At 68.0% G+C, this 25,919-nt stretch carries 20 protein-coding genes; 13 read left to right on the top strand and 7 right to left on the bottom strand.

The features are described from left to right. Positions 1-39 precede the first annotated feature (39 nt). Complete coding sequence (locus tag IM760_RS02435; RefSeq protein WP_204426970.1) at positions 40-2,793, top strand: TonB-dependent receptor; 2,754 nt, start codon at positions 40-42, stop codon at positions 2,791-2,793. Here IM760_RS02435 and IM760_RS02430 read toward each other — a convergent pair. From IM760_RS02430 to exbB, 3 genes are read right to left on the bottom strand one after another with little or no spacing between them, the layout of a single operon-like run. After that, positions 2,777-3,757, bottom strand: a complete 981-nt coding sequence (locus IM760_RS02430; protein WP_204426969.1) for an energy transducer TonB family protein — start codon at positions 3,755-3,757, stop codon at positions 2,777-2,779. The two genes, IM760_RS02435 and IM760_RS02430, sit on opposite strands and share 17 nt — an antisense overlap. Continuing rightward, on the bottom strand, positions 3,750-4,184 hold the full coding sequence (exbD, locus tag IM760_RS02425; protein ID WP_204426968.1) for a TonB system transport protein ExbD: 435 nt from the start codon (positions 4,182-4,184) through the stop codon (positions 3,750-3,752). Before exbD ends, IM760_RS02430 begins: the two co-directional genes overlap by 8 nt. 3 nt (positions 4,185-4,187) lie before the next feature. Continuing rightward, a complete protein-coding gene (exbB, locus tag IM760_RS02420) occupies positions 4,188-4,949 on the bottom strand; it encodes a tonB-system energizer ExbB (protein ID WP_204426967.1) in 762 nt (253 codons plus the stop codon). 163 nt (positions 4,950-5,112) lie between these two features. On the opposite strand from exbB, the gene IM760_RS02415 reads away from it, so the two are divergent. From IM760_RS02415 to IM760_RS02405, 3 genes are all read left to right on the top strand, one after another. After that, on the top strand, positions 5,113-7,695 hold the full coding sequence (locus IM760_RS02415; protein ID WP_204426966.1) for a PKD domain-containing protein: 2,583 nt from the start codon (positions 5,113-5,115) through the stop codon (positions 7,693-7,695). A 179-nt stretch (positions 7,696-7,874) separates the two neighbouring features. Further along, positions 7,875-8,627: a Slam-dependent surface lipoprotein gene (locus IM760_RS02410; RefSeq protein ID WP_204426965.1), complete on the top strand. Its 753-nt coding sequence runs from the start codon at positions 7,875-7,877 to the stop codon at positions 8,625-8,627. A 198-nt stretch (positions 8,628-8,825) separates the two neighbouring features. Continuing rightward, complete coding sequence (locus tag IM760_RS02405) at positions 8,826-10,211, top strand: porin family protein (protein WP_204426964.1); 1,386 nt, start codon at positions 8,826-8,828, stop codon at positions 10,209-10,211. Between the two features lie 236 nt (positions 10,212-10,447). Here IM760_RS02405 and IM760_RS02400 read toward each other — a convergent pair whose 3' ends face one another. Genes IM760_RS02400 through gatC form a run of 4 tightly spaced genes read right to left on the bottom strand, consistent with a single transcriptional unit; the run spans position 10,448 to position 14,455 of the window. After that, positions 10,448-11,254 (bottom strand): crotonase/enoyl-CoA hydratase family protein, encoded by an 807-nt coding sequence (locus tag IM760_RS02400; protein ID WP_204426963.1) that lies wholly within the window; start codon positions 11,252-11,254, stop codon positions 10,448-10,450. Then, positions 11,251-12,711: an Asp-tRNA(Asn)/Glu-tRNA(Gln) amidotransferase subunit GatB gene (gene gatB, locus IM760_RS02395; RefSeq protein ID WP_204426962.1), complete on the bottom strand. Its 1,461-nt coding sequence runs from the start codon at positions 12,709-12,711 to the stop codon at positions 11,251-11,253. The genes IM760_RS02400 and gatB overlap by 4 nt, the downstream gene beginning before the upstream one ends. After that, the gene (gene gatA / locus IM760_RS02390) at positions 12,708-14,162 is read right to left on the bottom strand and encodes an Asp-tRNA(Asn)/Glu-tRNA(Gln) amidotransferase subunit GatA (protein WP_204427042.1); all 1,455 of its coding nucleotides are present in this window, start codon (positions 14,160-14,162) and stop codon (positions 12,708-12,710) included. The genes gatB and gatA overlap by 4 nt, the downstream gene beginning before the upstream one ends. Before the next feature lie 5 nt (positions 14,163-14,167). Next, positions 14,168-14,455: an Asp-tRNA(Asn)/Glu-tRNA(Gln) amidotransferase subunit GatC gene (gene gatC, locus IM760_RS02385; protein WP_204426961.1), complete on the bottom strand. Its 288-nt coding sequence runs from the start codon at positions 14,453-14,455 to the stop codon at positions 14,168-14,170. Positions 14,456-14,676: 221 nt separating this feature from the next. Here gatC and IM760_RS02380 point away from each other — a divergent pair, with 221 nt between their 5' ends. From IM760_RS02380 to IM760_RS02340, 9 genes are read left to right on the top strand one after another with little or no spacing between them, the layout of a single operon-like run. Then, positions 14,677-15,714 carry a rod shape-determining protein gene (locus tag IM760_RS02380; RefSeq protein WP_138774288.1) on the top strand — a complete coding sequence of 346 codons (1,038 nt, stop codon included), beginning with the start codon at positions 14,677-14,679 and terminating at the stop codon, positions 15,712-15,714. An 18-nt stretch (positions 15,715-15,732) separates the two neighbouring features. Then, positions 15,733-16,632, top strand: a complete 900-nt coding sequence (gene mreC, locus IM760_RS02375; protein ID WP_204426960.1) for a rod shape-determining protein MreC — start codon at positions 15,733-15,735, stop codon at positions 16,630-16,632. Further along, positions 16,619-17,116 (top strand): rod shape-determining protein MreD, encoded by a 498-nt coding sequence (gene mreD, locus IM760_RS02370; protein ID WP_228233492.1) that lies wholly within the window; start codon positions 16,619-16,621, stop codon positions 17,114-17,116. Before mreC ends, mreD begins: the two co-directional genes overlap by 14 nt. Beyond that, a complete protein-coding gene (locus IM760_RS02365) occupies positions 17,116-17,712 on the top strand; it encodes a Maf family protein (RefSeq protein WP_204426959.1) in 597 nt (198 codons plus the stop codon). The genes mreD and IM760_RS02365 overlap by 1 nt, the downstream gene beginning before the upstream one ends. Next, a complete protein-coding gene (locus IM760_RS02360) occupies positions 17,709-21,560 on the top strand; it encodes a YhdP family protein (RefSeq protein ID WP_338021359.1) in 3,852 nt (1,283 codons plus the stop codon). Before IM760_RS02365 ends, IM760_RS02360 begins: the two co-directional genes overlap by 4 nt. Further along, complete coding sequence (locus IM760_RS02355; RefSeq protein ID WP_239549558.1) at positions 21,553-22,413, top strand: carbon-nitrogen hydrolase family protein; 861 nt, start codon at positions 21,553-21,555, stop codon at positions 22,411-22,413. The genes IM760_RS02360 and IM760_RS02355 overlap by 8 nt, the downstream gene beginning before the upstream one ends. Continuing rightward, a complete protein-coding gene (gene tldD / locus IM760_RS02350) occupies positions 22,403-23,887 on the top strand; it encodes a metalloprotease TldD (RefSeq protein WP_204426957.1) in 1,485 nt (494 codons plus the stop codon). Before IM760_RS02355 ends, tldD begins: the two co-directional genes overlap by 11 nt. After that, positions 23,887-24,366 (top strand): cyclic nucleotide-binding domain-containing protein, encoded by a 480-nt coding sequence (locus tag IM760_RS02345; RefSeq protein ID WP_204426956.1) that lies wholly within the window; start codon positions 23,887-23,889, stop codon positions 24,364-24,366. The genes tldD and IM760_RS02345 overlap by 1 nt, the downstream gene beginning before the upstream one ends. 31 nt (positions 24,367-24,397) lie before the next feature. Further along, on the top strand, positions 24,398-25,891 hold the full coding sequence (locus IM760_RS02340; protein ID WP_204426955.1) for a C13 family peptidase: 1,494 nt from the start codon (positions 24,398-24,400) through the stop codon (positions 25,889-25,891). Positions 25,892-25,919 lie beyond the last annotated feature (28 nt).

Here is a 25,919-nt window from a genome sequence, read left to right as displayed (position 1 = left end):
CGTCGTATTCACATTCGCATTCCGGGGAGACAAGGAAGCATGACACTGAATCACCGACCGGGCCGTCGGCGGCCGTCGCCGGCGTTCTGGCCGCTGGCGTTTTGCGTGCTGGCGTTGATGGCGTCGTGGCCGGCCGGCGGCGCGCTGGCCGACGACGGCACGGAGTTCGATATTCCCGCCCAGTCGCTGCCCGGCGCTCTGGACCGTTTTGCGCAGCAGTCCGGCTACCAGGTCACCGCCGACGCCGATGAGCTGGGCGAGCGTCGCTCCCGGCCGGTGAGCGGCCGGCTTCCGGTGCCGGTCGCGCTGGACCGTCTGCTCGATGGCACCGGCCTGAGCTGGTATTTCGGCGCGGGCAAAACCGTGGTGGTGCGTGCCCTGAGCGGGCTGGGCGACGCGCAGATGCTGCCGGCGGTGAAGGTGCAGGGCGACGGCCCCCGCCAGTCCGCCGCCGCCGACCGGCCCTACGCCACCGCCGGGTCCTCCGCCTATATCGGCCAGCAGGACATCGAACGGTTCCGGGGCCTGTCCGTGGGCGACATGTTCAAGGGCACCACCGGCGTGCTGGTGGCGGAGAACCGCAACAGTGGCGGGCTCAATATCAACATCCGCGGCATGCAGGGCCAGGGCCGGGTGCCGGTGCTGGTGGACGGCGCCCGCCAGGAGACCACGGTCTACCGGGGCTATGCCGGGGTCACCAGTCGCAGCTACATCGACCCGGATCTGATCGGCGGCGTGGAAATCGACAAGGGCCCCACCATGGGCGCCAGTGGCACCGGCGCCATCGGCGGGCTGGTGAGCATGCGCACCCTGAACGCCGACGACATCGCCAGACCCGGCAACGACTGGGGGCTGCGTTTGCGCGGCAGCCTGGTGGGCAACAACAGCGGCTCGCCGGCGCCGATCGGCACCCAGGCCGGTTACAACGTGGGAGGCCTGGGCACGCCGTCCCATTACCGCACCGACTGCCTGCCGGGCAGCTCCCTGTGCGAAGGCATCTATGATCTCGCCAACGCCTATCCGCCGGACGGCTCCATGGACCGGCCCGGTCTGCTGGACTTCGACGGCCACGCCGGCAGTCTGGCGGCGACCCGGCGTCTGGCCGGCGCCGATCTGGTCGCCGCTTACGCGCAACGTCGCCAGGGCAACTACTTCGCCGGCGAGCACGGCCCCACGCCCAGCCTGGATCTGTCGGAGCGCTATGACCGGGGCTTTTACACCGAAGTCCGCCCGGACGTGGACGGCGCTTCGCGCATCCGTGGCGGCGAGGAAGTGGTCAACACCCACTTCGAAAGCGAATCCCTGCTGCTCAAAACCCGCCTCTATCCCAACGACGAGCACACCCTGGACCTCAGCTACCTGCGCTACGACAGCGAGTACGGGGAACTGATGCCCTCGGAGCTGCTGTGGCTGGGCCGCATCAAGCAGACCCGTCCTTCCGAGGTGGTCGCCAACACTTACACCGCCCGTTATCAGTGGCAGCCGCTGGGCAATGACTGGCTGGATATCGACAGCCATGTCTGGCACACCGACACGGAAAGCCGCAACAACAGTTACTCCGACGAGATGCTGGAGCTGCTGAACGCGCGCCCCGGCACCGAGATCTATCAGCGCTGGGGCGGTGATCTGAGCAACACCACCTCCGTGCCACGCTTTGGCGATCTGCAGTTTCGTTACGGCCTGGCCTGGCAGCGGGAAGAGGTGGAGCCGAAACGGTACCAGGACGGTGACGACTTTGGTTTGCGCGATGGCGAGCGCGAGGAAACCAGCGGCTTCCTGGCGGTGAAATGGACCTTCGTGCCGACCCTGACGCTGGACGCGGGCATCCGCTACACCCGGTACCAGTCCTCCGACCGCCGCCCCACCGAGGTCAACGACCCGAACAGCGATTTCTGCGTGGACGGCGATGGTAACGGCGCCTGCGATCCGCTCTACAACGACTTCAGCGATTCCGGTTCGGCGCCGATGGCGAGCCTGCTGTGGGAGCCGCTGCGCGGCCTGCAGTTTTTCGCCAAGTACTCCGAGGCCCTGCGCATGCCCAGCCTGTTCGAGACCACCACCGGCTTTTCGGTGGCGGCGGTGCCCGGTCAACGCATCAAGCCGGAGCGCGCCGAGAACAAGGAGGTGGGCATGAACATCCTCAAGGACGACCTGTTCGCCGGCGGCGACGCGCTGCGGTTCAAGCTGGCCTATTTCCAGAATCGCACCGAGGACTACCTGACCCGCACCATCCCCAACACCTGGGACAACACCAGCATCGGCCAGAACGCGGCGCTGTTCCGCATCCAGAACCTGGAGAGCGTGGCCTTCCACGGCCTGGAACTGTCCCTGGAATACGATCTGGGCTGGGTCTACACGGAACTGGGCGGCACCCGCTACAACAACATCGAGCTGTGCCACGAGGGCAGCTACCGGCGCCAGCGCTGCACCGATTACGGCGTGGCCAGCAGCTACATCAACAATATGATTCCGCCCAACTGGCAGGCCAACGCCACCCTCGGTTTCCGACTGTTCGACCGGCGCCTGGAAGTGGGCGCGCGCAATACCTGGATGGGCGCCCGCAACCGGGTGCCGGAGTACAACGATCAGACCGCCGGCCGTTTCGCGCGACCGATCCCCTGGCACAAGTATTCGATTCTCGATGCGTTCGTGACCTGGACGCCCAACGACACCCTGTCGGTGGACTTCAACGTGGACAACGTCACCGACCAGTATTACCTGGACGCCCTGAGCCTGGGCATGGTGCCGGCGCCGGGCCGCACCGCCCGGCTCGGCGTTACCGTCCAGTACTGAGAAAGAACTCCACCGGCACCACGAACTCCAGCCGTTGCCCGGCCAGTTCCTTGGGCGGGCGCGGCAGCGGGGCGGCGCGACGCAGCAGGGCCAGGGTTTCTTCATCCAGCAACGGATACCCGGAGCTGCGGGCGATGCCACTGGCCAGCACCCGGCCTTCCATGTCCATCTCGAAGCGCAGATAGCCCACGCCTTCCTGGCGCAGCCGTCGGGCCCGGGACGGGTAGCGCTTGGCCTCGTTGAGCCGGCGCAGCAAGGTGTCGCGCCAGCTCGGCACCTGGTTGAGATCGGCCCTGGGGCGCTGCACGCCCTGGCGGGGCGCCGCCGCCCGTTCCGATTGCCGGGCGGCGTCCGGCGGGGCGCTGGCGGTGGAGGCCGCGGCGTTCCGGGAGGCTTTTTCCGGGGAGGGGGATTCCGCCGCTTGTTCGGTCGGTGGCGGCTCGGGCGTCGGATCCGGTTGGGGCGCCTGTTGCTCGGGCTGAGGCTCTTTCGGCTCGGGCTGAAGCTCTTTTTGTCTGCGCTGAGGCTCTTTTTGCTCGGGCTGAAGCTCCGCTTCCGGCAGCGTCACTTCCGGCTCGGCGGGGGCGGGAGGCGGGGCCGGTTCGGGCTTTGGTTCAGGTTGGGTTTCAGGCCGGCGTTCCGGGGGCGCCGCCCGGGCCGCCTGGCTGGCCTGGCTTTCCGGGCCCGGCGGCAGTTCCGTGGGGGTGGCCGGGGAGGTGGCCAGCGGCGCCAGTTCCACCACCATGGCCGCCGCCGGGGCACTGTCCAGGGCCGGTGGCGGCGCCCGCCACAGCCACCAGCCCAGTGGCGCCGCGTACACCAGGGTCACCAATAAAGTGGAACTCAGCCAGCGCCGGGTGTCCTCGCTCAGCCGTGGCCCGGCGGCGGCCCCCGGCAGGTCGGGCGGCGGCGCCACCGGCGCCAGCGGTGCCTGGGACGGCCCCGGCCGGCTCAGGTCATTCATCGCCGGCGCTCCCGCCGGCGCCGTCCCGGGCCACCAGCGCCACCTTCAGGTAGCCGGCCTCGCGCAGGCGGTCCAGGGTGGCCATCAGGGTGCCGTAATCCACCCGGCTGTCCGCGCGCAGGAAGATGCGCGGATCCGCGCGGCCGTCGCTGGCGCTGGCCAGCGCCGCCGCCAGGCCGCCGTCGGCCACCGGAGTCTCGCCCAGGGTCAGGGAATGGTCCTCGGCCAGGGTCAGCCAGAGCGGGTCGTCCGGACGGTCCTCCGGGGTGGCGCTGGCCGCCGGCAGGTCCACCTTGATGTCCACGGTGGCCAGCGGCGCCGCCACCATGAAGATGATCAGCAGCACCAGCATCACATCGATGAACGGAGTGACATTGATCTCGTGGTGTTCCGCCAGTTCGTCGTCGTGGTCGATGCGCGCGCCCACGGCTCAGCCCCCGGCCGGCGCCGCGGCGCGGCGGCTGAGGTCCCGCGACACCAGCCGCAGCACCGCCGCGCTGGTGTCGCCCACCAGCGCCCGGTAGGTTTGCAGGCGCCGGGCGAAATGGTTGTAGATCACCACCGCCGGAATCGCCGCCACCAGCCCCAGGGCGGTGGCCAGCAGGGCCTCGGCGATGCCCGGCGCCACCACCGCCAGGTTGGTGGTGTTGGCCTGGGAGATGCGGATAAAGCTGTTCATGATCCCCCAGACGGTGCCGAACAGGCCCACGAACGGCGCCGTGGCGCCGATGGTGGCCAGCACCCCGGTGCCGCGCCCGGCGCGCCGGCCACTGGCCGCTTCCAGCCGTTGCAGGCTGGCGGCCATCCGCTCCTTGAGTCCTTCCCGGTCGTCCAGCACGGCGCTGGAGAGCCGCCATTCCTGCCGGGCGGTGGCCAGGAAGAGGTCCGCTTCGTGGTCCTCGTCCTCCGCTTGCTCCAGGCTGGCCGCCCGTGTCAGCGCGGCCAGAGCGCGCCGCTGGCGGCGCATCAGGACCGCCAGTTCCCGGCTCTTGGCCAGCAGCACGATCCAGGTGATCGACGACGCCGCCAGAAGGCCGAGCATCACCGCCTTCACCACCCAGTCCGCCTGCCGGAACATGCCCAGCGGCGTCAGATCATGGGGCAGGGTATCGGCGCCGGCCGGGGCCGCGATCGCTAACAGCGAAAAGACAAGCAGCGCGACAGCGGGCCGCGCCAGACGTGGTGGCAACATGCGTTTTTCCCAAGGTGATGCATCCACCCTAATAACGAAGCCCGGCCAGGGATTTTTCAGGGTTTCCCGTTGGGGTGAAAAATCCCGGCGTCTGACTCGTTATAGGGCTGTAAATGAGAATCACCCTCAAAGGGTGCGACGCTTTCCTTGGGAGATACCCCTTATGGCCGTGCTGATCAGATCCATGTCCCTGTTTTGTTTGTTGCTGGCGCTTGCCGCCTGCGGCGGTGGTGGTGGCGGAGGGGGCGGCGACGCCGTGGACCGCCCCCAGGCCCGCGCCAGCGCCGACACCCTGGAAGTGAACGCCGGCGAAGGCACCGTGCAACTGGATGGCGGCGCCAGCACTTCGCCCAACGGCGACATCATCACCTGGGAGTGGCGCTTCCTGAGTCGCCCGGAGGGCAGCGAAGCCACCCTGGACGGTGCCGACACCGACCGGGCCAGTTTCACCCCGGACCTGCCGGGCACCTACGTGATTCGCCTGGTGGTCAACGATGGCACCGCCGGCAGCGGTGACACCAGTGCCAGCCGGGTGACCATCACCGCCCTCAATCCCAACCCGCTGGCGGTGGTGCCCGACGAGATCAATTGGATTCTCGGTACCGTGCAGCTGGACGGCTCACGCAGCTTGCCGCCGGACGGGGGTGATGCCAGCCAACTGGTCTATGACTGGACGCTGACGCGAAAGCCCGAGGGAAGCGCGGCGGAGCTGGACGATGGCAGCCAGATTTATCCGCGTTTCACCGCCGATGAAGTCGGGCTCTACCAGGCCCGGCTGGTGGTGCGCTATGGCGACAAGGTGAGCCAGCCGGACACCGTGGACATCAATATCGTCGAGGCCAACGCCATTCCCGTGGCGCGTATTCAGGCCCCCACTGACGTGACCCGTGGCGACACCGTGGAACTGGACGGCAGCGGCAGCGAGGACGCGGACGGTGACAGCCTGCAATACCGGTGGCGCTTCATTCAGAGTCTGCCGCGCGGTTCCAACGCTCAACTGAGCAGCACCACCAGCGCCCAGACCCGCTTCGTGGCCGACTCCGCCTACGGCACCGGCCGCTATAACGTGGAGCTGTGCGTGTTCGACGGCGTTTCCCGGAACTGCACCAGCTCGCGCATCGAGGCTGCCCCCGCGGACGGGCAGGCCAACACCGCGCCGGTGGCGGTGATCAACCCGGGCAACGGCGCTACGTTCGAAGCGGAACGCGGCGCGGAGATCACCGTCAGCAGCGGTGCCTACGACGTGGACGGCGACGCTCTGACCCATACCTGGGAGATGGTCGCCCACCCGAGCGGCTACGATCCGGATGGCGCCAACGGCCTGGAGCCGGGCAGCTACTGTTCCGCCACCTACTGCCCGGCCACCTTCACCCCCACCGTGGACGGCAACTACCGGGTGCGGCTGACGGTGTCCGACGGTGAAGCCGACGCCTCCACCGAGGCGACCTTCACCGCGCGCCTGGGCGCCAACCGGGCGCCGTCCGCCCGGGCGGCCATCGCCGGCGGCACGCCCACCACCCTGGTGGGCAACCCGATTACCCTGGACGGTGAGGGCAGCTCCGATCCGGACGATAACCGTCTGAGCTATCAGTGGACGCTGGTCCAGCGGCCGGATAACAGCCAGGCGCAATTGCAACGGGCCAATACGGCGTTTCCCGCGCTGACCCCGGATCGGGCCGGCGCCTATGTGGTGGCCCTGATGGTCACCGATGAACATGGGGCCACCAGCAACTATGTACCGGGTAACAGCCTGTACGAAGTCACGGTGCTTGCCAAAACCGAAAACAACGCGCCCATCACCCGGATATACAAAGCCACCGCGGGCATTGCCGACTATGAGAATCACGCCAATCCGGGGCCGCAACATCCGCACTACGATGCGGCGCAACCCTTCGTCATCACGAACCAGTGGCTTGAGGGTGACCGAAACGAGTTCCGGGCCGACCAATTCAAACTGGAAGCGGACAGCACCGATCCGGACGGCGATACGCTCAGTCACCTCTGGACCCTGGTCAGCGCGCCAGCGGGCAATCGGATGCAGGTAAACGGGTCCTCCGGCATGGACGGCGTCTTTGGCGATAATACCTGTGTGGAAGCCTGGACGCCGGTGAGCGAGGAGACCTGGCAGGCCTTCAGGGAACGTATTGAGGCGTACACGGAATGGCCCTGTTCAAAGCCCGCGTTGTCGCCGACCGAGCCGGGCGTCTATGTCTTCGAGTATCAGGTCTACGACGGCAGTGAGTTCGCCGGACCGTTCACGGCCACGGTACATGCCGTGGAGCGGGCGAATTACCCGACGTTGCTGATGGAAGTCCCTTCAAAAAATCTAGCGGCGGAGCCGTCCAGTGTTGATGTGCAGACTTTTTTTCCGCTTACCATAGGCAATGCGTTTGGTGCCTCGCACGTCTTCCCCTGGAAAGGTCCGGAAATTGAAGTGCAACGTTTCCGGTTCACCGCCTTCGGCGGTGACTACACGCTGATGAACGTGGAAACCGGGTCCGAGAACATGAATTACAGTTCCTTGTTCCTGGATACGGCCACCGGTGAAACCGTGGGTAATGGCTATCTCATTGCCGAGGGGGAAACCGTGGAGCTTGTCTATAAAGTGGAGATCACGGGGGAGACACCACCTTCCAGCTTTGGTGAAGCCTTTCAGATTCTGCAACGTTTGCGGTCTGCCAATATCCGGGGCAGCTTCAGTGTGCAGGAGAGGCCGGGCTGGACGGTAACAATCGAAGGTTATTAATCCCTTACTTTTTTCGGTGTATGACAAACCGGGCCTTCGGGCCCGGTTTTTTTGCGATGGACCACTAAAATTTTCGGCCGGCAATGAAAAAGCGCGTCTCCGCTCTCGTTATCCATATGAGAATGCGAATTCTTCGCATCTCTTTGGGATTTATCAATAACGGATCAAGGAGTCGAGCAATGAAAGAGATGACCTTCAAAGCGGCGCTGGCCGTGGCGGCGCTGTCCGCCGCTTCACTGACCCAGGCGGCCGTGGTCGGCGGCGAGAGCGACAACACCTATGTCGAGGCCGGCACCTCCACGGTGGACGCCGGGCCGCACACATCCGGCCTGGCCGGCATTGGCGTGGAAACCAACTCCATGAACATCGATGACAAGGTGGACTTCCAGTTCCTGTCCGTCTTTTCCCCCTCTGATATCGACGGAGTGCATACCCTGAGCTCGCCGATTGACGTGGACGATCCCGATCACAGCGGCATGGGCGTGTTCAGCTTCGCCCAGGCCGGCAGCGAGGACGTCTGGTTCGGCGAATGGTCCGAAGCCGGCGGTCCGAACTTCGAGCACCGGGCCGTGTACTACGTGGGTGAGAAGGGCAATGTGGATGCCACCATGCCGACTACCGGCCAGGTGGATTACACCGTGACCGGGATTAACCAACATACCGCCGGTGGCGCGCTCAGCGGGACTCTGACCGCGGACTTCAGCGGCAACACCGTAACCGGTAGTTTTAGCAGCAGCGCGCTTTCCATCGGCGTTGACGCCACTATTAGTGGCTCCTCGTTCTCTGGGGACGCTATCGCCATTGGTGGCGCGGGTACCGAGACCGGCGTCAGCGTGGGCGAGTTCTACGGCAGCAACGCCGCCGCCCTGGCCGGCATGGCCACCTTCAGCGGCAACAGCGACTACGACACCGCCTTTGGTGGTGCACGTTAAGTTCTCGTTTGTTCGCTGGGCCGGTTTCGGAAAGGACACCGACCGGCCTTCCCGCCGCAAGGATTCCGCTGCCCCATGGCTTTTCTTTTCCGCTCCTCGTTGGGCTACAAAGTGCGTGGCGTTTACGGCCTCGTTTTTTTGCTTTTTATCCTTCCTGTTCCGGCTGTCCATGGCGCGGACCAGGACACCGAGCTTCGCTTGAACCAGGGCCTGGAACGTTCCGCCCGGGAACGGGAACAGGACCTGCTGGAGGAGGAGCGCGCCAAGGACCGGCCACTGCCCGATTTGATCATTAACGGTCGGACCTACCCGGTGCAAAACAACCGCGACGATCTGGGGCGGGCGCTGTACGTGGCGTTACGCAATCGCAACTGGTCGGCGGCGGCCCGTTTCCTGGAGGTCTACCGGGCGCTGGAAAATCCGGATCCACTGCTGCTGCATTACGCCCGGGGCAAACTGGCGCGCCTGCGCGGCGAGTTGGACACCGCGGAGGCGGAGTTCCGTACCTTGCTGGCTCTGAAACCGGACTTTCTGCCGGGCCGGCTGGAACTGGCCCGGGTGCTGTTCGAGAACCATGAGACCTGGGAGGCGCGCCGCCGATTCCGAGCGATACGGGAGCAACTGCCCGACGGCGATCCTCGGGTGGAGGGCGTGCGTGCTACGGTCACCGCGTTTCTGCAAGCCATCGCCGAGCGGGGCAGCTGGCAGGGCAGGCTGGCGGCGGGCCCGGGCTACAGTGACAACGTGAACCTGAGTTCCGAAAGCGAGACCTGTCTGCTGATGTTCAGCAACGGCGCCTGCTTCATCCGCCGGTCGGCGCCGGAAGCCATCGAAACCGAAAGTCTGGGCTTCGAGGCGGCGGTGGAAAAAACGCTCTTTCTGCCGGGCCACCACGGCCTGTTCCTGCGCGGGCTGGCCTACGGCGACCGCTATCGGGATCACAGCATCTACAATCAGAGCACCTACAGTCTGGCCGCCGGTTATCAGTATCGGAACGCGCGCAACCGCTACGCGCTGTCGCCGCTGTTCGAATACACCGATTACGGCAACGATGCGCTCTACCAGGCCTGGGGCGGGCGCGCGGAATGGATGCATTACCGCTCGCCACGCACCGCCTTCAAGCTGGAAGCCGAGCACAAGCATCTGCGCTATGACCAGGACGCCCATGCCCGTTTCGATGGGGCTTCACGGGCGTTGTACGCCACGCTTTGGCATCGCCTGGGAACGGACTGGACCCTGTTCGGCGGGCTCGACGGCCTGGATCGTGACACCCGCGAGGCCATCAGTTCCTACCGGCAGTACGGCGTGCGCCTGGGCGTGGCGAAGCCGCTGCTGCCGGGCATGGATCTGACCGTGTTCGCATCGCTTCGCGAGAAGCGCTACGACGCCTACAGCGCTCTGCTGGACGCGCGCCGCGAGGATCGGGAGCAGCGTTACATGGCGGTACTCAGTGCGCCGCGCTGGTCCCTGGCCGGCCTGGTGCCCAGCCTTAATCTGGAGCACACCCGGGTACGCAGCAATGTGGACTGGCTCTACAGCTATGAGGAAAACACCGCCAGTCTGAAGTTCGAGTGGCGCTTTTAGACGTCGGACCGCGACCCCCGGCCGGTGCCCACGATTTGCACGTCGTGTTCGGTGTGATCCGGCGGAGGCGGCTCAGGACCCGGGCGGCCAGGCGTTCAAGAATGTCCTGCTGGCTGGCGGGGCCACGGCTCCCGGAGGGCGCTCAGAATGTGTTCCTCGTTATCGCCCCTGGACATGGTGATTGGCCGTATATTGGCCGTATTTGGAAAATACGGCCACGGAAGGGGAACTTGGGCTCAGTAATCCCGCTGCCGGTTGCGGAAGTCGGGCGCCCGTTTCTTGAAGTTGGCGGCCATGGCTTCGCCCTGGTTCTTGCCGCGCAGCAGCTTGAACTGCAGCCGCGATTCCTCGTGGAAGGCCTGGTCCTCGGACTGGTTCCAGGTGCGCTGGAACAGGGCCTTGGTGGCGCTGATGGCGTCCGGGGAGCGTTCCAGCAGGGCGTGGGCCAGGGCCTGGCTTTCGGCGCGCGGCTCGTCGGCGACCCGGGTCACCAGGTTGAGTTGTTTGGCTTCGCGGGCGTCGAAGCGGCGGCCGGTCATGGCCAGTTCCTTGGCCACGTCCAGGGGCACCAGTTCACGGAGCGTGACGGTGCCGGTCATGTCCGGGATCAGGCCCCATTTGATTTCCATCACCGACAGTTCGCAGTCCGGCGCGGCGACGCGGAAGTCCGCCGCCAGCGCCAGTTGCAGGCCACCGCCATAACAATAGCCGTGCAGCTCGGCGATCACCGGCACCGGCAGTTGCCGCCAGGCCCAGCAGGCTTTCTGGAACAGGTTGGTTTTGCGCACCCCGAATTTGGTGAACGCCAGCAGCATTTTCATCGGCGTTTTGGTGACGGTGCCGAAGTCCAGGCCGGCGCAGAACGCCTTGCCCGCGCCGCGCAGAATCACCACCCGCACGTCCCGGTTCTTCTTCAGAGCACGGGCGGTTTTCACCAGCGCCGTCAGCGTTTCCAGGTCCAGCCCGTTGTACTTGTCCGGCCGGTTCAGGGTGACGGTGGCGATGTGGTTTTCGATGGACAGCGTGACGCGGGATTCGCTCATGGGGTCAGCTTCTCCTGCAGCAGCTGATTCACCTGCTGCGGGTTGGCCTTGCCCTGGGTGGCTTTCATCACCTGGCCGACGAAGAAGCCGATCTTCTTCTTGCGCTTGGCCTCGTCGGCGCCGCGGTAGTCCTCCACCTGGGCGGGGCTGTCGGCGATGATCTGGTCGATGATTTTTTCCAACTCGCCGCTGTCGCTCATCTGCTTGAGGCCCCGGGATTCGATGATCTGATCCGGGCTGCCGTCGCCGGCCCAGCAGGCCTCGAACACCTGCTTGGCGATTTTCGAGCTGATGGTGCCGTCCTTGATGCGCTGGATCAGTTGCCCCAGGTGCTCGGCGGGTACCGGGCAGTGGGCGATGTCCAGGTCCTCGGCGTTGAGCTTGGCGGCCAGGTCGCCCATCACCCAGTTGGCGGCCAGCTTGGCGTCGCCGCCGTGGTCGGCGGCGGTTTCGAAATAGCGTGCCGTGGCGATGGAGGCGGCCAGCAGGTCGGCGTCGTAATCGGACAGCTGGTAGGCGTCCATGAAGCGCGCCTTGCGGGCGTCCGGCAGCTCCGGCATCTCCGCGCGCAGGGCCTCGATGTCCTCTTCGCTGACCAGCACCGGCAGCAGGTCCGGGCAGGGGAAATAGCGGTAGTCGTTGGCGTCTTCCTTGGTGCGCATGGAGCGCGCCGTATTGGTGTCGCCGTTGTAGAGCCGGGTTTCCTGAACGATCTTGCCGCCGTCCTCGAGCACATCGATCTGACGCTCCACTTCCAGCTTGATGGCTTTTTCCATGAAGCGGAAGGAGTTCAGGTTCTTGGTCTCGGTGCGGGTGCCCAGGGGCTCGCCGGGGCGGCGCACGGAAATGTTCACATCGAAGCGCATGTTGCCCTGGGACATGTCGCCGTCGCAGATGCCCAGGGAGGTGACGATGGCGTGCAGCTGGCGGGCAAAGGCCACTGCTTCCTCGGCGTTGCCCATGTCCGGCTCGGAGACGATCTCGATCAGCGGCGTGCCGGCCCGGTTCAGGTCGATGCCGGTCTGGCCATGAAAGTCTTCATGGAGGGATTTGCCGGCGTCTTCCTCCAGATGCGCATGGTGAATGCGCACGGTTTTTTCGGTGCCGTCCTCCAGGCGGATCACCACCTCGCCGGCGCCGACGATGGGCTCCGCCAGCTGGGTGGTCTGGTAGCCCTTGGGCAGGTCAGGATAAAAATAATTTTTCCGTTCGAACACGGAGCGGCGGCCGATCTCCGCGTTGATCGCCAGACCGAAGCGCACCGCGTTGCGGATCGCTTCCTTGTTGACCACCGGCAGGGTGCCGGGCATGCCCAGGTCGATCAGGCTGGCGTGGCGGTTGGGCTCGTCGCCGGTGGCGGTGCTGGCGCCGGAGAAGATCTTGGAGCGGGTGGCCAGCTGCACGTGCACTTCCAGCCCGATCACCACTTCCCAGCCGTTAAAGAGAGAGGAACTCATTGAAACGCTCCCGGAATCCGAAGGTGCCAGTCGGTGGCCAGTTGGTAGCGGTGCGCCACATTGAGGACGCGGCCTTCCTGGAAGTAGTTGCCGATCACCTGGGTGCCGGCGGGCAGGCCGTCGATAAAGCCGCTGGGCATGGACAGTGCCGGCAGGCCGGCCAGGTTCACGGCGATGGTGAACACGTCCGCCATGTACATGTTGACCGGGTCGTCGGCCTTGGCACCCAGTTTGAAGGCGGTCTCCGGGCTGGTGGGGCCCATCAGCACGTCCACTTCCTTGAAGGCGCGGGCGAAGTCGTCGCGGATCAGCCGGCGGACTTTCTGGGCGCGCTTGTAGTAGGCGTCGTAGTAGCCGGCGGACAGGGCGTAGGTGCCGACCAGAATGCGGCGTTTCACTTCCGCGCCGAAACCCTCGGAACGGGAGCGCTTGTACAGGTCTTCCAGATCCTTGGGGGCCTCACAGCGGTAACCGAAGCGCACGCCGTCGAAACGCGAAAGGTTGGAGCTGGCCTCCGCCGGGGCGATCACGTAGTAGGCGGGCACCGACAGCTTGATGCTGGGCAGCGACACCTTGACCAGTTTGGCGCCCTGTTTTTCCAGCTCGCGCAGGGCCTCGCGGGCGTTGTCGGCGATGGCGCCGTCCAGGTTGTCCGGGAAGAATTCCTCGGGCACGCCGATGCGCAGGCCGTCCAGGCCCTGATCCAGGCCGCCCAGGTAATCGTCCACCGGTTCGTTGAGGCAGGTGGAGTCCTTGGCGTCGTGGCCGGCCATGGCCTGCAGCATCAGCGCGCAATCGGCGGCGCTCAGGCCCAGCGGGCCGGCCTGATCCAGGCTGGAGGCGAAGGCGATCATGCCCCAGCGGGACACCCGGCCGTAGGTGGGCTTGAGGCCGGTGACGCCGTTCAGGGCCGCCGGCTGGCGGATCGAGCCGCCGGTGTCGGTGCCGGTGGCGGCGGGGGCCAGCCGCGCCGCCAGGCAGGCGGCGGCGCCGCCGGAGGAGCCGCCGGGCACCCGCTCGGTGTCCCAGGGGTTGCGCACCGGGCCGTAGAAACTGGTTTCGTTGGAGGAGCCCATGGCGAACTCGTCCATATTGGTCTTGCCCAGCATGATGGCGCCTTCGCGGGCCATGTTTTCCACCACCGTGGCGGTGTAGGGGGCCACGAAGTTGTCCAGCATCCGCGAGCCGCAGCTGGTGCGCACGCCCTCGGTGCAAAAGATGTCCTTGTGGGCGATGGGCAGGCCGGTGAGCAGGCGGTGATCGCCGGCGGCGATGGCCTGGTCGGCGGCGTCCGCCTGCCGCAGGGCCTGCTCGCGGGTCACGGTGATAAAGCTGTTCAGCTCACCGTCCCGGGCCTCGATGCGGTCCAGAAAGTGCTCGGTCAGCTCGCGGGCGGAAAAGTCCTTCGCCTGCAGGCCGGCTTTCAGTTCGGTCAGGGTCTTGTCATGCATGGCGGTCACTCAATCACCCGGGGTACCAGGAAACAGCCGTCCTCGCTGGCCGGCGCCAGGGGCAGCACCTTGTCGCGCACGTCCGGCTCGTCGACCTGGTCGTCGCGCAGGGGCTGGCTCACTTCCAGGGGGTGGGCCAGGGGTTCCACCTCGCCCACATCCGCCTGCTGCAGCTGATCGACCATGCCGAGGATGTCGTTGAGCCGCTCGGAGAGCGCCTCGCTCTCGCCGTCGTCCACCTGCAAACGGGCCAGGTGGGCCACGCGCGCCACCACCCGGGAATCAATGGCCATGGGGGTTCTCCGCAAATCTGGGGGAAAGGCGGGAAAATACCACATCCGGGGGTGCCTTGTGGATACGAAGTGGCGACGCGGCCCGCGGAGACGGGCGGCTCTCCTTGCCGATTCCCCCCGCCGTTGCTAGAGTTGCGCCATCTTGTTGCTGGCGCGTGACGATCCCCGCCGGCGGCCCCGCTTCTTCTTTTCGAACTCTCAGGAAACAGGCCAGGATGTCCGTGATCAAGCGCATTCGGGGGATGTTCTCCACCGACCTTTCCATCGACCTTGGCACCGCCAACACCCTTATTTACGTGCGCGGCCGCGGTATCGTCCTCGACGAACCCTCGGTGGTGGCCATTCGCCACCACGGCGCGCAGAAGAGCGTCGCGGCGGTGGGCGCCGACGCCAAGCGGATGCTGGGCCGCACGCCGGGCAACATCACCGCCATCCGGCCCATGAAGGACGGCGTGATCGCCGACTTCGACGTCACCGAGAAGATGCTGCAGTACTTCATCAAAAAAGTGCATGACACCGGCTTCTTCCCGCCCGCGCCCCGGGTACTGGTGTGTGTGCCGTGCAAGTCCACCCAGGTGGAACGCCGCGCCATCCAGGACTCCGCCTTCGGCGCCGGCGCCCGTGACGTGTACCTGATCGAGGAGCCGGTGGCGGCCGCCATCGGCGCCGGGCTGCCGGTGGAAGAGGCGCGTGGCTCCATGGTGGTGGACATCGGCGGCGGCACCACCGAGATCGCCCTGATCTCCCTGAACGGCGTGGTCTACTCCGAATCCGTGCGCACCGGCGGCGACCGCTTCGACGAGGCCATCGTGGCCTTCGTGCGCAAGGAATACGGCTCCCTGATCGGCGAATCCACCGCCGAGCGCATCAAGCACGAAATCGGCACCGCCTACCCGGGCGGCGAGATCCTGGAGATCGACGTGCGCGGCCGTAATCTGGCCGAGGGCGTGCCGCGCCAGTTCACCCTCAATTCCGAGGAAATCCTGGAAGCGCTCAAGGATCCCCTGTCGGTGATCGTCAACGCGGTCAAGAACGCCCTGGAAGCCTCGCCGCCGGAACTGGCCAGCGACATCGCCGAACGCGGCCTGGTGCTCACCGGCGGCGGCGCGCTGCTGCGCGACATCGACCGGCTGCTTTCCGAGGAAACCGGTCTGCCGGTGATCATCGCCGACGACCCGCTCACCTGCGTGGCCCGTGGCGGTGGCAAGGCCCTCGAATTGATGGATACGCAGGGCCTGGACATGTTGGCCATGGGGTAGGGTTGTAGCCCTGACGCCATGTCCTCCGCCAACCCCACCTACCGCCTGCTGATCGCTCTGGTCCTGGCGGTTGTGCTGATCGCCCTTGATCAGCGCAGCCGCTGGGTGGACCCGCTGCGTTACGTCCTCGGCTACCTGACCGCGCCGGTGCAATATCTGGCGCACCTGCCCGTGGACGCCGCCAATGGTGTCATGCGCCTCACTGAAACCCGCACCCGGCTGATGGAATCCCGGGAACGGCTGGAACGGCAGGTGCTGATCCTGGAGCAGAAGGTGCAGCGCCTGGCGGTGCTGCAGGCGGAGAACACCCGCCTGCGCGAGCTGCTCAATTCCTCCGCCAATCTGGATGCCTCGGTGCTGGTGGCCGAGATCATCGGCGTGGACCCGGACCCCAACCGCCAGGAGCTGGTGATCAACAAGGGCCTCCGAGACGAGGTGTCCCAGGGCCAGGCGGTGCTGGATTCCGAAGGGCTGATCGGGCAGGTGGTGGAGACCGGGCCGCTGTCCGCCCGGGTGCTGCTGATCACCGACGCCAGCCACGCCATGAGCGTGCAGGTGAACCGCAACGGGGTGCGCGCCATCCTGGCGGGCACCGGGCAGGGCAGCCGGCTGCGGCTGCTGTACGTGCCCGATACCGCCGACATCCGTGAAGGGGACCTGCTGGTGAGCACCGGCCTGGGCAAACTGTATCCGCGCGGCTATCCGGTGGCCCGGGTGGTCAGCGTGAACCATCAGTCCGGCGCCTCGTTCTCGGACATCGAGGCACGGCCCACCGCCCATCTGGACCGGGTCAGCCATGTGCTGCTGGTGCAGTCCATGGAGCCGGTGAGCGCCCCGGACATGGAAACCGACGGCGGCGACGCCGGTGCCGGGCCCGCCGATGAAGCGGACACGGAGGACGCCGATGCGACTGAATAGCGAGCGGCCCGCCGGCACCGGCGTGATCCTGGTGACCCTGGTGGTGGCGGCGCTGCTGGAAGTGGTGCCGCTCAGCGACACGTTCAATTGGGTGCGCCCGGAATGGATGCTGCTGGTGCTGCTGTACTGGGTGCTGTCCCTGCCGCACCGCATCGGCGTGCTGTGGGGCTTCATGGTGGGCCTTTACCAGGACGTGCTGGTGGGCACCACGCTCGGCCAGTGGGCTCTGGCCTATGCCCTGGGCGCCTATTTCATGCAGGCCGCCTACAAGCGCATGCGGGTGTTTCCGCTGCTGCAGCAGAGTGCCGTGGTGTTCCTACTGGTGGGGTCCGCCCAGTTGCTCGCCTTCCTGATCCAGGAATCCGTGGGCCGCACCTTCTATCCCCCTTACACCATTCTCTATTCCACCGCCGCCAGCGCGGTGATCTGGCGCCCCCTGTGCGGCGTGCTGCGCTGGGTGCAGCTGCGCTTCCTGGTGCGCTGATGGCGGACGCCCGCGCCCCTTCCCGGCTTTACCTGGCGTCCGGCTCGCCGCGCCGGGCGGAACTGCTGGCGCAGATCGGCGTGCCGTTCGAGGTGTTGCGCGCCCCCGACATCGACGAGACCCCGGCGCCCGGCGAGGCGCCCCGGGCCTATGTGGAACGCATGGCCCGGGAGAAAGCCGCCGCCGGCCGCGCCCGGGCGCCGGCCGGCGCGCCGGTGCTCGGCGCCGACACCGCCGTGGTGCTGGGCGAGCGGATTCTCGGCAAGCCCGACGACGCGGACGACGCCCTGACCACCCTGACCCTTCTCAACGGCCGGGAACACCGGGTGATTTCGGCGGTCTGCCTGATGCGCGGTGACGTCTGGCGATTGAACGTTTCGGAAACCCGCGTACGGCTGCGCGATCTGGACCCCGCCACCCTGGCCGCCTACGCCGCCACCGGCGAGGGCCTGGACAAGGCCGGCGCCTACGGCATCCAGGGCCGCGGGGCGGCACTGGTGGCCACCATAACGGGCAGTTACAGTGGAGTGGTCGGTCTGCCCCTGGCGGAGACCGTGGCGCTTCTCGAATGGGCCGGAGTTCCCTATTGGCAGTGACGAACCGCAGCGCGCGCTGGCGTAACACCCTGCGCCGCCAGCTCTGGTGGCTGGTGGCGGTGCCGGTATTGCTGCTCGCCGCCTACGTGGTGGTGGCCCGGCAGCTGATGCTGCTGGTGCCGGACTACCGCCAGGACCTGGAAGCGCTGCTGGAACAGCGCCTGGGTTTTCCCATCGAGATCGAGGACCTGCGCGGCGAGATGGACGGCCTGTCGCCCCGGTTCCAGCTGCGCGGGCTGACGCTGCCGGACGCCGACGGCGAGCCCTCCCTGCGTCTGGACCAGGTGGCGGTGAGCGTCAAGGTGCTGCCTACCCTGTGGCACCGCCAACCCTATCTGCGCGAGCTGAGCGTGCGCGGCGTGGACCTGCATCTGGTGCGCGACCCGGACGGCGGCATCCATTTGCGCGGCCTGGAGGCCCTGCGCCGTGACGGCGGCGATCCCCGCGACACGCTGAGGACCCTGTACCGCCAGGACCGCATCCTGATCGAGGACGCGCGCTTTTCCCTGGACTGGCCCGGCCTGCCGCCCCTGGCGGCCTCGTCGCTGACCCTGGCGATGGTCAACGACGGCGACCAGCACGATCTGTCGGTGCGCGTGGAAGCCCGGGACCGGCCGTTCTCGGTGGACGCCCGGCTGAGCGTGGAAGGCGAGCCGCTGGCCCTGAAGCAGCTCGACGCCCGTGGCTACCTGGACGTGCAGGGCGAGCGGCTCCAGGAATGGCTGCCGGAAGGCCGGGACTGGCCCCTGGACCTGGCCACCCTGGACGGCCGGGTGCGCGCCTGGGGCCGGGTCCGTGGCGGCGAACTGAGCGACGGCCAGGTGCGCCTGACCGCGCCGGACGCCACCCTCACCGACGGCACCCATCAATGGCCGCTCAGCGACCTGAATCTGGACGCCCTGTGGCGCCACGGCAGCGACGGGGAAAGCCAGCTGTCGGTAACGTCCCTCACCGGTGAAACCCCGGCCGGGGCGGTGGCGCCGGGGCCGGTGGCGCTGCGCTGGCGCAGCGAGGGCGAGCACCGACGCTGGCGGTTCGAGGGCCGCGACCTGGCCATCCACGCGCTCACCCGGCAACTGGCCCAGTGGCCGTTCGCGCTCCCCGAGGGGCTGGACACGGTGCGCGACCGGCTGCGCGAGCATGAGCCCCGTGGCGTGCTGGAGGCGGTCTATCTGCAGGGCGAGGAACAGCGGGTGGAGACCCTGCAGGCGCGCTTCGCCGGCCTGGCCAGCGACGCCCTGGACCGGGTGCCCGGAGTCGCCGGGCTGAGCGGCTGGCTGGCCGGCACACCCACCGAAGGGGTGGCGCGGATCAACGGCGAGCCGCTTGAACTGACCGTGCCCCGCCTCTACGACCATCCGCTCAGCGCCGCCTTCAACGGGCCGTTGCGCTGGCACACCGACGACCAACGCTGGTGGGTGGAAACCGGCGTGCTGCGCGCCGCCAACGCCGACGCCCGGGGCGTGGCCATGCTGCGCGTGGACGGCGGCGAGCAGCGGCCGGTGCCGGAACTGCGCCTGCTCGCCGACGTGGCCGACGGTAATGGCGCCCGGGCGGCGCACTATATTCCCCTGGAAAAGCTCAAGGACCCGCTGGGCGACTGGCTGGGCCAGGCGTTCCAGGGCGGCCACCTGGATCGCGGGCGCTTTCTGTACCAGGGCCCGGTGAAGATCGAGCCGGACCGGCAGCAGGACCGCACCTTCCAGATGCTGTTCCAGGCCCGCGACCTGACCCTGTCGTTCCTGCCCGACTGGCCGGCGGCCACCGATGTGGACGCCCGGGTGCTGATCGACGGTCGCCGGGTCACCGGCCAGGCCCGTCGCGGCCGCCTGTTCAATACCGAGGTGACCGACGTGAGCGTGGACCTGCCGGAGGTGTCGGCGGCCAACGAGCGCCACATCGTGATCCAGGGGCGCGCCGACGGCCCCGCCGCCGACCTGGATCGGCTGTTCCACGACACCCCGCTGAGCAAGCAACTGCCCGAGGGCCTGTTGGACTGGCGTTTCCGCGACGGCCGGGTCAACGGCCATCTGCTGCTGGACCTGCCGCTGGCGCGGCCGGGGCCGGCCCCCATGGTGATCGTGGACGGCCGGGGCGAAGGGCTGACCCTGCGCAGCGATCCCCTGAACCTGACGCTCACCGAGGTGACGGCGCCGGTGTATTTCCACCTCAAGCGCGGCATCACCCTGCGCAGTCTGGAAGGCCGGGCTCTGGGCGCTCGCTTTCAGGGCAGCTGGCTGACCCGGGGGCCGGACAGCCAGATGCAATTGACCGGCAAGGTGGACGTGAAGCGCCTGCGCGACTGGCTGGACGCGGACTGGCTGGCGCCGGCCTCCGGGACCCTGCCTCTGGAGCTGGATCTGGCCATGCCCTGGCAGGGGCGTCCGTTCCGCCTGGAGGCCCGCTCCACCCTGCAGGGTGTCAAGGTGGACGCGCCGGCGCCCCTGGGCAAGCCGGCGGACGAGGCCCGCGGCAGCCGCCTGGTGTGGCGCCAGCAGGGCCAGCGCAAGGACGTATCGGTGTTTTATGGCCAGGTGGGCGAGGGGCGTTTCCGGCTCGGCGATCCGCTGGCCGGGGCGCTGCGCTTCGGCGCCGGCGAACTGCCGCCGCTGCCCGCCCGCGGGTTGACCATCGAGGGCCGGGTGGCGCGGGCCTCGGCGGCGGACTGGCTGGACTTCATCGGCAACCTGACGCCGGTGGACGATCCGGGTAAGCCCCGCAGCAAAGCGGGGGCCGCCGGCACCCGCGACCTGATCAATCGGGTGTCCCTCTCCATCGACCGGTTGGATTTGTTCGGCAGCGAACTGGCTTCCACCCGATTCAGCGCCGCGCCGCGCGGGCGGGACTGGGAGCTGGGTCTGGCCAGCCCGGCGGTGGCCGGCACCGTGCGCCTGCCCGAGGGCTACCGGCCCCGGGGCGACAAACCGCTGACGCTGACGGTGAACCGGCTGCGGCTGCCGGCGAATCCGCTTGGCGGCGGCGACGCCGATGACGCCGGCGCGGAGACCAAGAGCGCGCCGCCCATCGCCCCCACCCGGGTACCGATCATGGACGTGGATCTCCATGACCTGCGCCTGGGCGGCCAGGCCCTGGGTGCCTGGTCCGGCCGCCTGCGGCCGGTGGAACAGGGCGTGCGCGTGGACGACCTGCGTGGCCAGTGGAATCACCTTAACCTGGCCGGCCAGCTGACCTGGACGGAAACCGCCCGGGGCCAGCGCAGCCGCTACCAGGGCAGCATCGCCTCCGACGACCTCAAGGCCGCCCTGACGGCGCTGGACATGCCCGCCCTGGTAGTCACCGACGACGCCCGCGCCACCGTGGACCTGGCCTGGAACGACTGGCCGCTGCGCCCGGATTATCTGGATCTGAACGGTACCGCCACCCTCGACATCGGCGAATGTCAGCTGCCGGACCCGGAGGGGCGCACCTCGGTGCTGAAGGTGCTGGGCATCGTCAACCTGGCCAACCTGCAGCGCCGGCTGCGGCTGGACTTTTCCGACCTGTACCGCGAGGGGCTGTCCTGTGACGGCATCGACGGGGACTTTCAATTCAAGGGGCCGCTGCTGACCACCCGCAAGCTGGCCATCGCGTCGCCGTCGGCGGCCTTCGAGGTGACCGGGCAGGCGCAGCTCGCCGAGCGCACCCTGGATATGGAGGTGGCCATGACCCTGCCACTGTCCAGCAATCTTTACGCCGGCTGCCTGGCCGGCCCGGCGGTGTGCGCCGGCATCTTTGTGGTGGAGCGGCTTTGGGGTGATAAGCTGGACAAGACCACCACCATGAAGTACCAGGTCTCCGGCCCGTGGCGCGAGCCCTCGGTGAAGGAGACGGAGGGGTTTCTTGAGTAACGACGTGCTGAACAAAGCGATCCAGGTGGCCGCCGTGCAGATGACCAGCGGCACCGACACGGACGCCAACCTGGCCGCCGCCGGCGACGCCCTGGCACGGGCCGCCGAAGGCGGCGCCGAGCTGGCGGTGCTGCCGGAAAACTTCGCCGGTTACGGCGTCGATTACCGGGCCCTGGGCGAGCGCCACGAGGCGCTGTGCCAATGGCTGGGCGAGCGCGCCCGCGCCCTGGGCCTGTGGGTGCTGGGTGGCAGCCTGCCGGCGCTGACCCGGCCGGACGGCAGCCCGGTGCCGGCGCCCCGGGTGCGCCCCCGGGCGGTGCTGGCGGCGCCGGATGGCACCGTCGCCGCCCGCTACGACAAGCTGCACCTGTTCGACGCCGACGTGGCCGATGCCCAGGGCCGGTACCGGGAATCCGACGTGTTCGAGGGCGGAGACCAGGTGGTGGTGGCGGACGTGGCCGGCCTGCGGGTGGGCCTGGCGATCTGCTACGACCTGCGCTTTCCGCTGCTGACCCGGGCCCTGGCCGACGCCGGCGCCGACCTGATCGTCTACCCCAGCGCCTTCACCGCCACCACCGGCGCCGCCCACTGGACGGTGCTGCTGCGCGCCGCCGCCATCCAGAGCGGCTGCTACGTGCTGGGTGCCAACCAGTGCGGGCGGCACAGTGACAAACGCGCCAGCTACGGACATTCCCAGTTGATCGACCCCTGGGGCCGGGTGGTGGCCGAGGGCGGCGACGCGCCCGGCGTGGTGCTGGGTCCGGTGGACCCGGCGGTACTGCAAAACGTACGCGCCGGCCTGCCGGTGCATACCCATCAACGATTTCAAGTGAGCGGTCCCTATGATCTTTGACAAAGAACGGATCTCTGACCAAGAACGGATCTCTGACAAAGAACGCCTTTCCCTGGCCTCCGACATCCTGCTGGCGCCCGCCGATCTGGGCACCGACCAGTTGCAGACGCTGCTGGGCGGCAAGCTGGCGGGCAGCGCCGACTACGCCGACATCTACTTCCAGCACAGCCGCCATGAGGCCTGGGTGCTGGAAGACGGGCTGGTGCGCGATGCCAGCTTCAACCTGGAGCGCGGCGCCGGGGTGCGCATCGTCAGCGGCGACAAGACCGGGTTCGCCTACAGCGACGACATTTCCCTGGACACCCTGAAGCAGGCCGGCGGCGCCGCCGCCGCCATCGGCCGCGCCGGTGGCGACAAGGCGGTGCGCATCGGCGCCGCCCGCCCGGTGCCGGCCCGCTACCAGGCGCTGGACCCGCTGCCCGGCTGGAGCAGCGAGATGAAGGTGGCGCTGCTGCGCGAGATGGACCGCCTGGCCCGCTCCCTGGACCCGGCGGTGAAGGAAGTGACGGTGAGCCTCAGCGGCGAGCAGGACGTGGTGCTGGTGGCCGCCACCGACGGCACCCTGGCCGCCGACGTGCGACCGCTGATCCGCTTCAATATTTCCGTGATCGCCGAACGGGACGGCCGCCGCGAACGGGGCAGTGCCGGCGGCGGCGGCCGGGTGGCCTACGACTGGCTGCGCGAGGACGGCAAACTGGAAGCCTGGACCCGGGACGCGGTGCGCCAGGCGCTGCTCAACCTGGACGCGGAACCGGCGCCGGCGGGCACCATGCCGGTGGTGCTCGGCCCCGGCTGGCCCGGCGTGCTGCTCCACGAGGCGGTGGGCCACGGCCTGGAAGGCGACTTCAACCGCAAGGGCACCTCCATGTTCAGCAAGAAGATGGGCGAGCCGGTGGCCTCCAGCCTGTGCACCGTGGTCGACGACGGCACCCTGCCGGACCGGCGCGGTTCCCTGAACGTGGATGACGAAGGCACCCCCAGCGGCTACAACGTGCTGATCGAAAAAGGTCGCCTGGTCGGCCATATGCAGGACAAGACCAACGCCCGCCTGATGGGCGTGGCGCCCACCGGCAACGGCCGCCGCGAGTCCTACGCGCACCTGCCGATGCCGCGCATGACCAACACCTACATGCTGCCCGGCGACTCCGAGCCCGAGGAGATTCTGGCCAGCCTGGACCGGGGCCTCTACGCGGTGAACTTCGGCGGTGGCCAGGTGGACATCACCTCCGGGCGCTTCGTGTTTTCCACCAGCGAGGCCTATCTGGTGGAGAAAGGCAAAATCGTCTGCCCGGTGAAGGGCGCCACCCTGATCGGCAGCGGCGTGGAAGTCATGAACAAGATCTCCATGGTCGGCAACGACCTGGCCCTGGACACCGGCATCGGTGTGTGCGGCAAGGACGGCCAGTCGGTGCCGGTGGGCGTTGGCCAGCCGACCCTGCGCGTGGACGCCCTGACGGTGGGTGGCACCGCCTGATGAGCGTATCGGTGGTCGAGGTGCTGGCGCGCATGCGTCTGTTCCAGGGGCTCGACGCCGAGCAACTGGCCGCCGCCGAGAAACTGGTGTTCGTTAATCGGGTGGCCGCCGGCGACACCGTGTGCCGGGAAGGGGACCGCAGCGACTTCATGTGTTTCGTGGTGCGCGGGCGTCTGGATATTCTGAAAGCCCAGGGCGCCGGTGGCGCCGACCCGGACACCGCGGCGGTGATCGCCCATCTGTCCCCCGGCGATTCCCTGGGCGAAATGGCGCTGGTCGACCACCAGCCCCGCTCGGCCACGGTGCGTGCCGCCGAGGACGCCACCCTGGTGGTGCTCACCCGCAAGGGCTTTGAACAACTGCGCCGGCGGCAACCCCACGCCGCCGCGCTGATGATGGAAAACATCGCGCGCCTGCTGTGCGAAAACCTGCGTCAGACCTCCGCGCGACTGGCCAGCGTTCTGTTGCCGCTGGGCTGACCGACCCGAACGAGAATAAACAGGGGGCACCATGAACCGCCGTTTTATTGTCGCCATGTTGGGTATCGGCGTGGCGCTGCTGGCCGCCTGCGGGCCCGAGCAGCTGCCCGGCGACTACCGCCTGCCCGATGGCGCCGTCTACCAGGGGGAACTCCGCGACGACCTTTTCCACGGCCAGGGCACGCTCACCTGGCCCGACGGACGCCGTTACGAGGGCGGCTTCGTGGGCGGGGTGATGCAGGGGCAGGGGCGCCGCCAGGACGCGGACGGCTGTGTGTACGAAGGCGCCTTCGTCAACGGCCAGCCCGAGGGCGAAGGCCGCTATCAATGCCAGGACACCGTCTATGAAGGCACCTTCGCCGGCGGGCAGCCGGTGCGCGCCCGGGTGACCTATGCGGAAAGCGGCGTCTATGAAGGCGAACTGCGTGACTGGCAGCCGCAAGGCGAGGGCACCTGGACCGCGCCGGACGGCGGCGTCTACCGCGGCACCTTCGCCGACGGGGAGATCGTTCAGGGGGAATACCGCCTGAACGATCAGCGGGTGTACCAGGGTGAATTCCAGGACGGACTGTTTCACGGCGACGGCGAACTGTTCCTGGCCGACGGCGAACGGCGGCGCGGCCCCTTCCGCCACGGCACCCTCGACGGGCCCGGGCGCCTGATCACGGTGAACGACGACGGCGAGGAGAACAGCCGGCAGGGGTTCTTCGTCAACGGCGACTTCTTTACCGCGCCGGATGGCGACCAGCAACGTCGCCGGCAGCGCGCCGAGCGTGTGGAGCAGCGTCTGTACTCCGAGGAACGGCGTCTGCAGCGGGCGCTCACCGCGCTGGTGCCGCAAAAGCCGGGGCAGCGCGATATCTATGTGCTGCTGGTGGGCGGTGACGGCCGCCAGACCGTTTTTCAGAAAGAAGTGGAGTGGGTGGCCGAACGGCTGGGCGCGCGCTGGCAGCCCCAGGGCCATGTGCTGACCCTGGCCAACGGTGATCATGGCGGCTTCCCGCTCGCCACCCGCACCAGCCTGCGGGAGGCGCTGGCCGCCCTGGACGCCATCGCCGACCCGGACGAGGATCTGGTGTTCGTGCATCTGGTCAGCCACGGTGGCCGGGACGGCGCCCTGGTGCTGAACCAGCCCGGGCTGCGTCTCAACGACATCGGCCCGGCGGACCTGGCGCAATGGCTGGACGACCTGCGGCCGCGCTGGCTGTGGCTGGTGGTGTCGGCTTGCTATTCCGGCCAGTGGATCGAGCCGTTGGCGGACCGGCGCCGGTTGATCTTCACCGCGGCGGCGGCGGACCGCACCTCGTTCGGTTGTGGCGACCACTCCGACCGCACCTGGTTCAGTGAGGCGCTCTACGGCGAGGCCCTGGAGCAGCGCGGGCCGGACGACCCGGAGGCCCTGTTTCAGGCGGCCAGCGACCAGGTGGCCGCCCTGGAGGCCGAGCAGGGCATCGAAGAGGATCAACGGTCCCGGCCCGACGTGTACCTGGGCAAGGCGTTCCTGGACTGGTGGCGCCGGCCCTGATCCGGTCGCCCGGCGCGGCGCCGCCCCC

The organism is Alloalcanivorax marinus (assembly GCF_016906305.1).
GTDB lineage: Bacteria > Pseudomonadota > Gammaproteobacteria > Pseudomonadales > Alcanivoracaceae > Alloalcanivorax > Alloalcanivorax marinus.
This window is presented reverse-complemented; position numbering and strand designations above follow the sequence as displayed.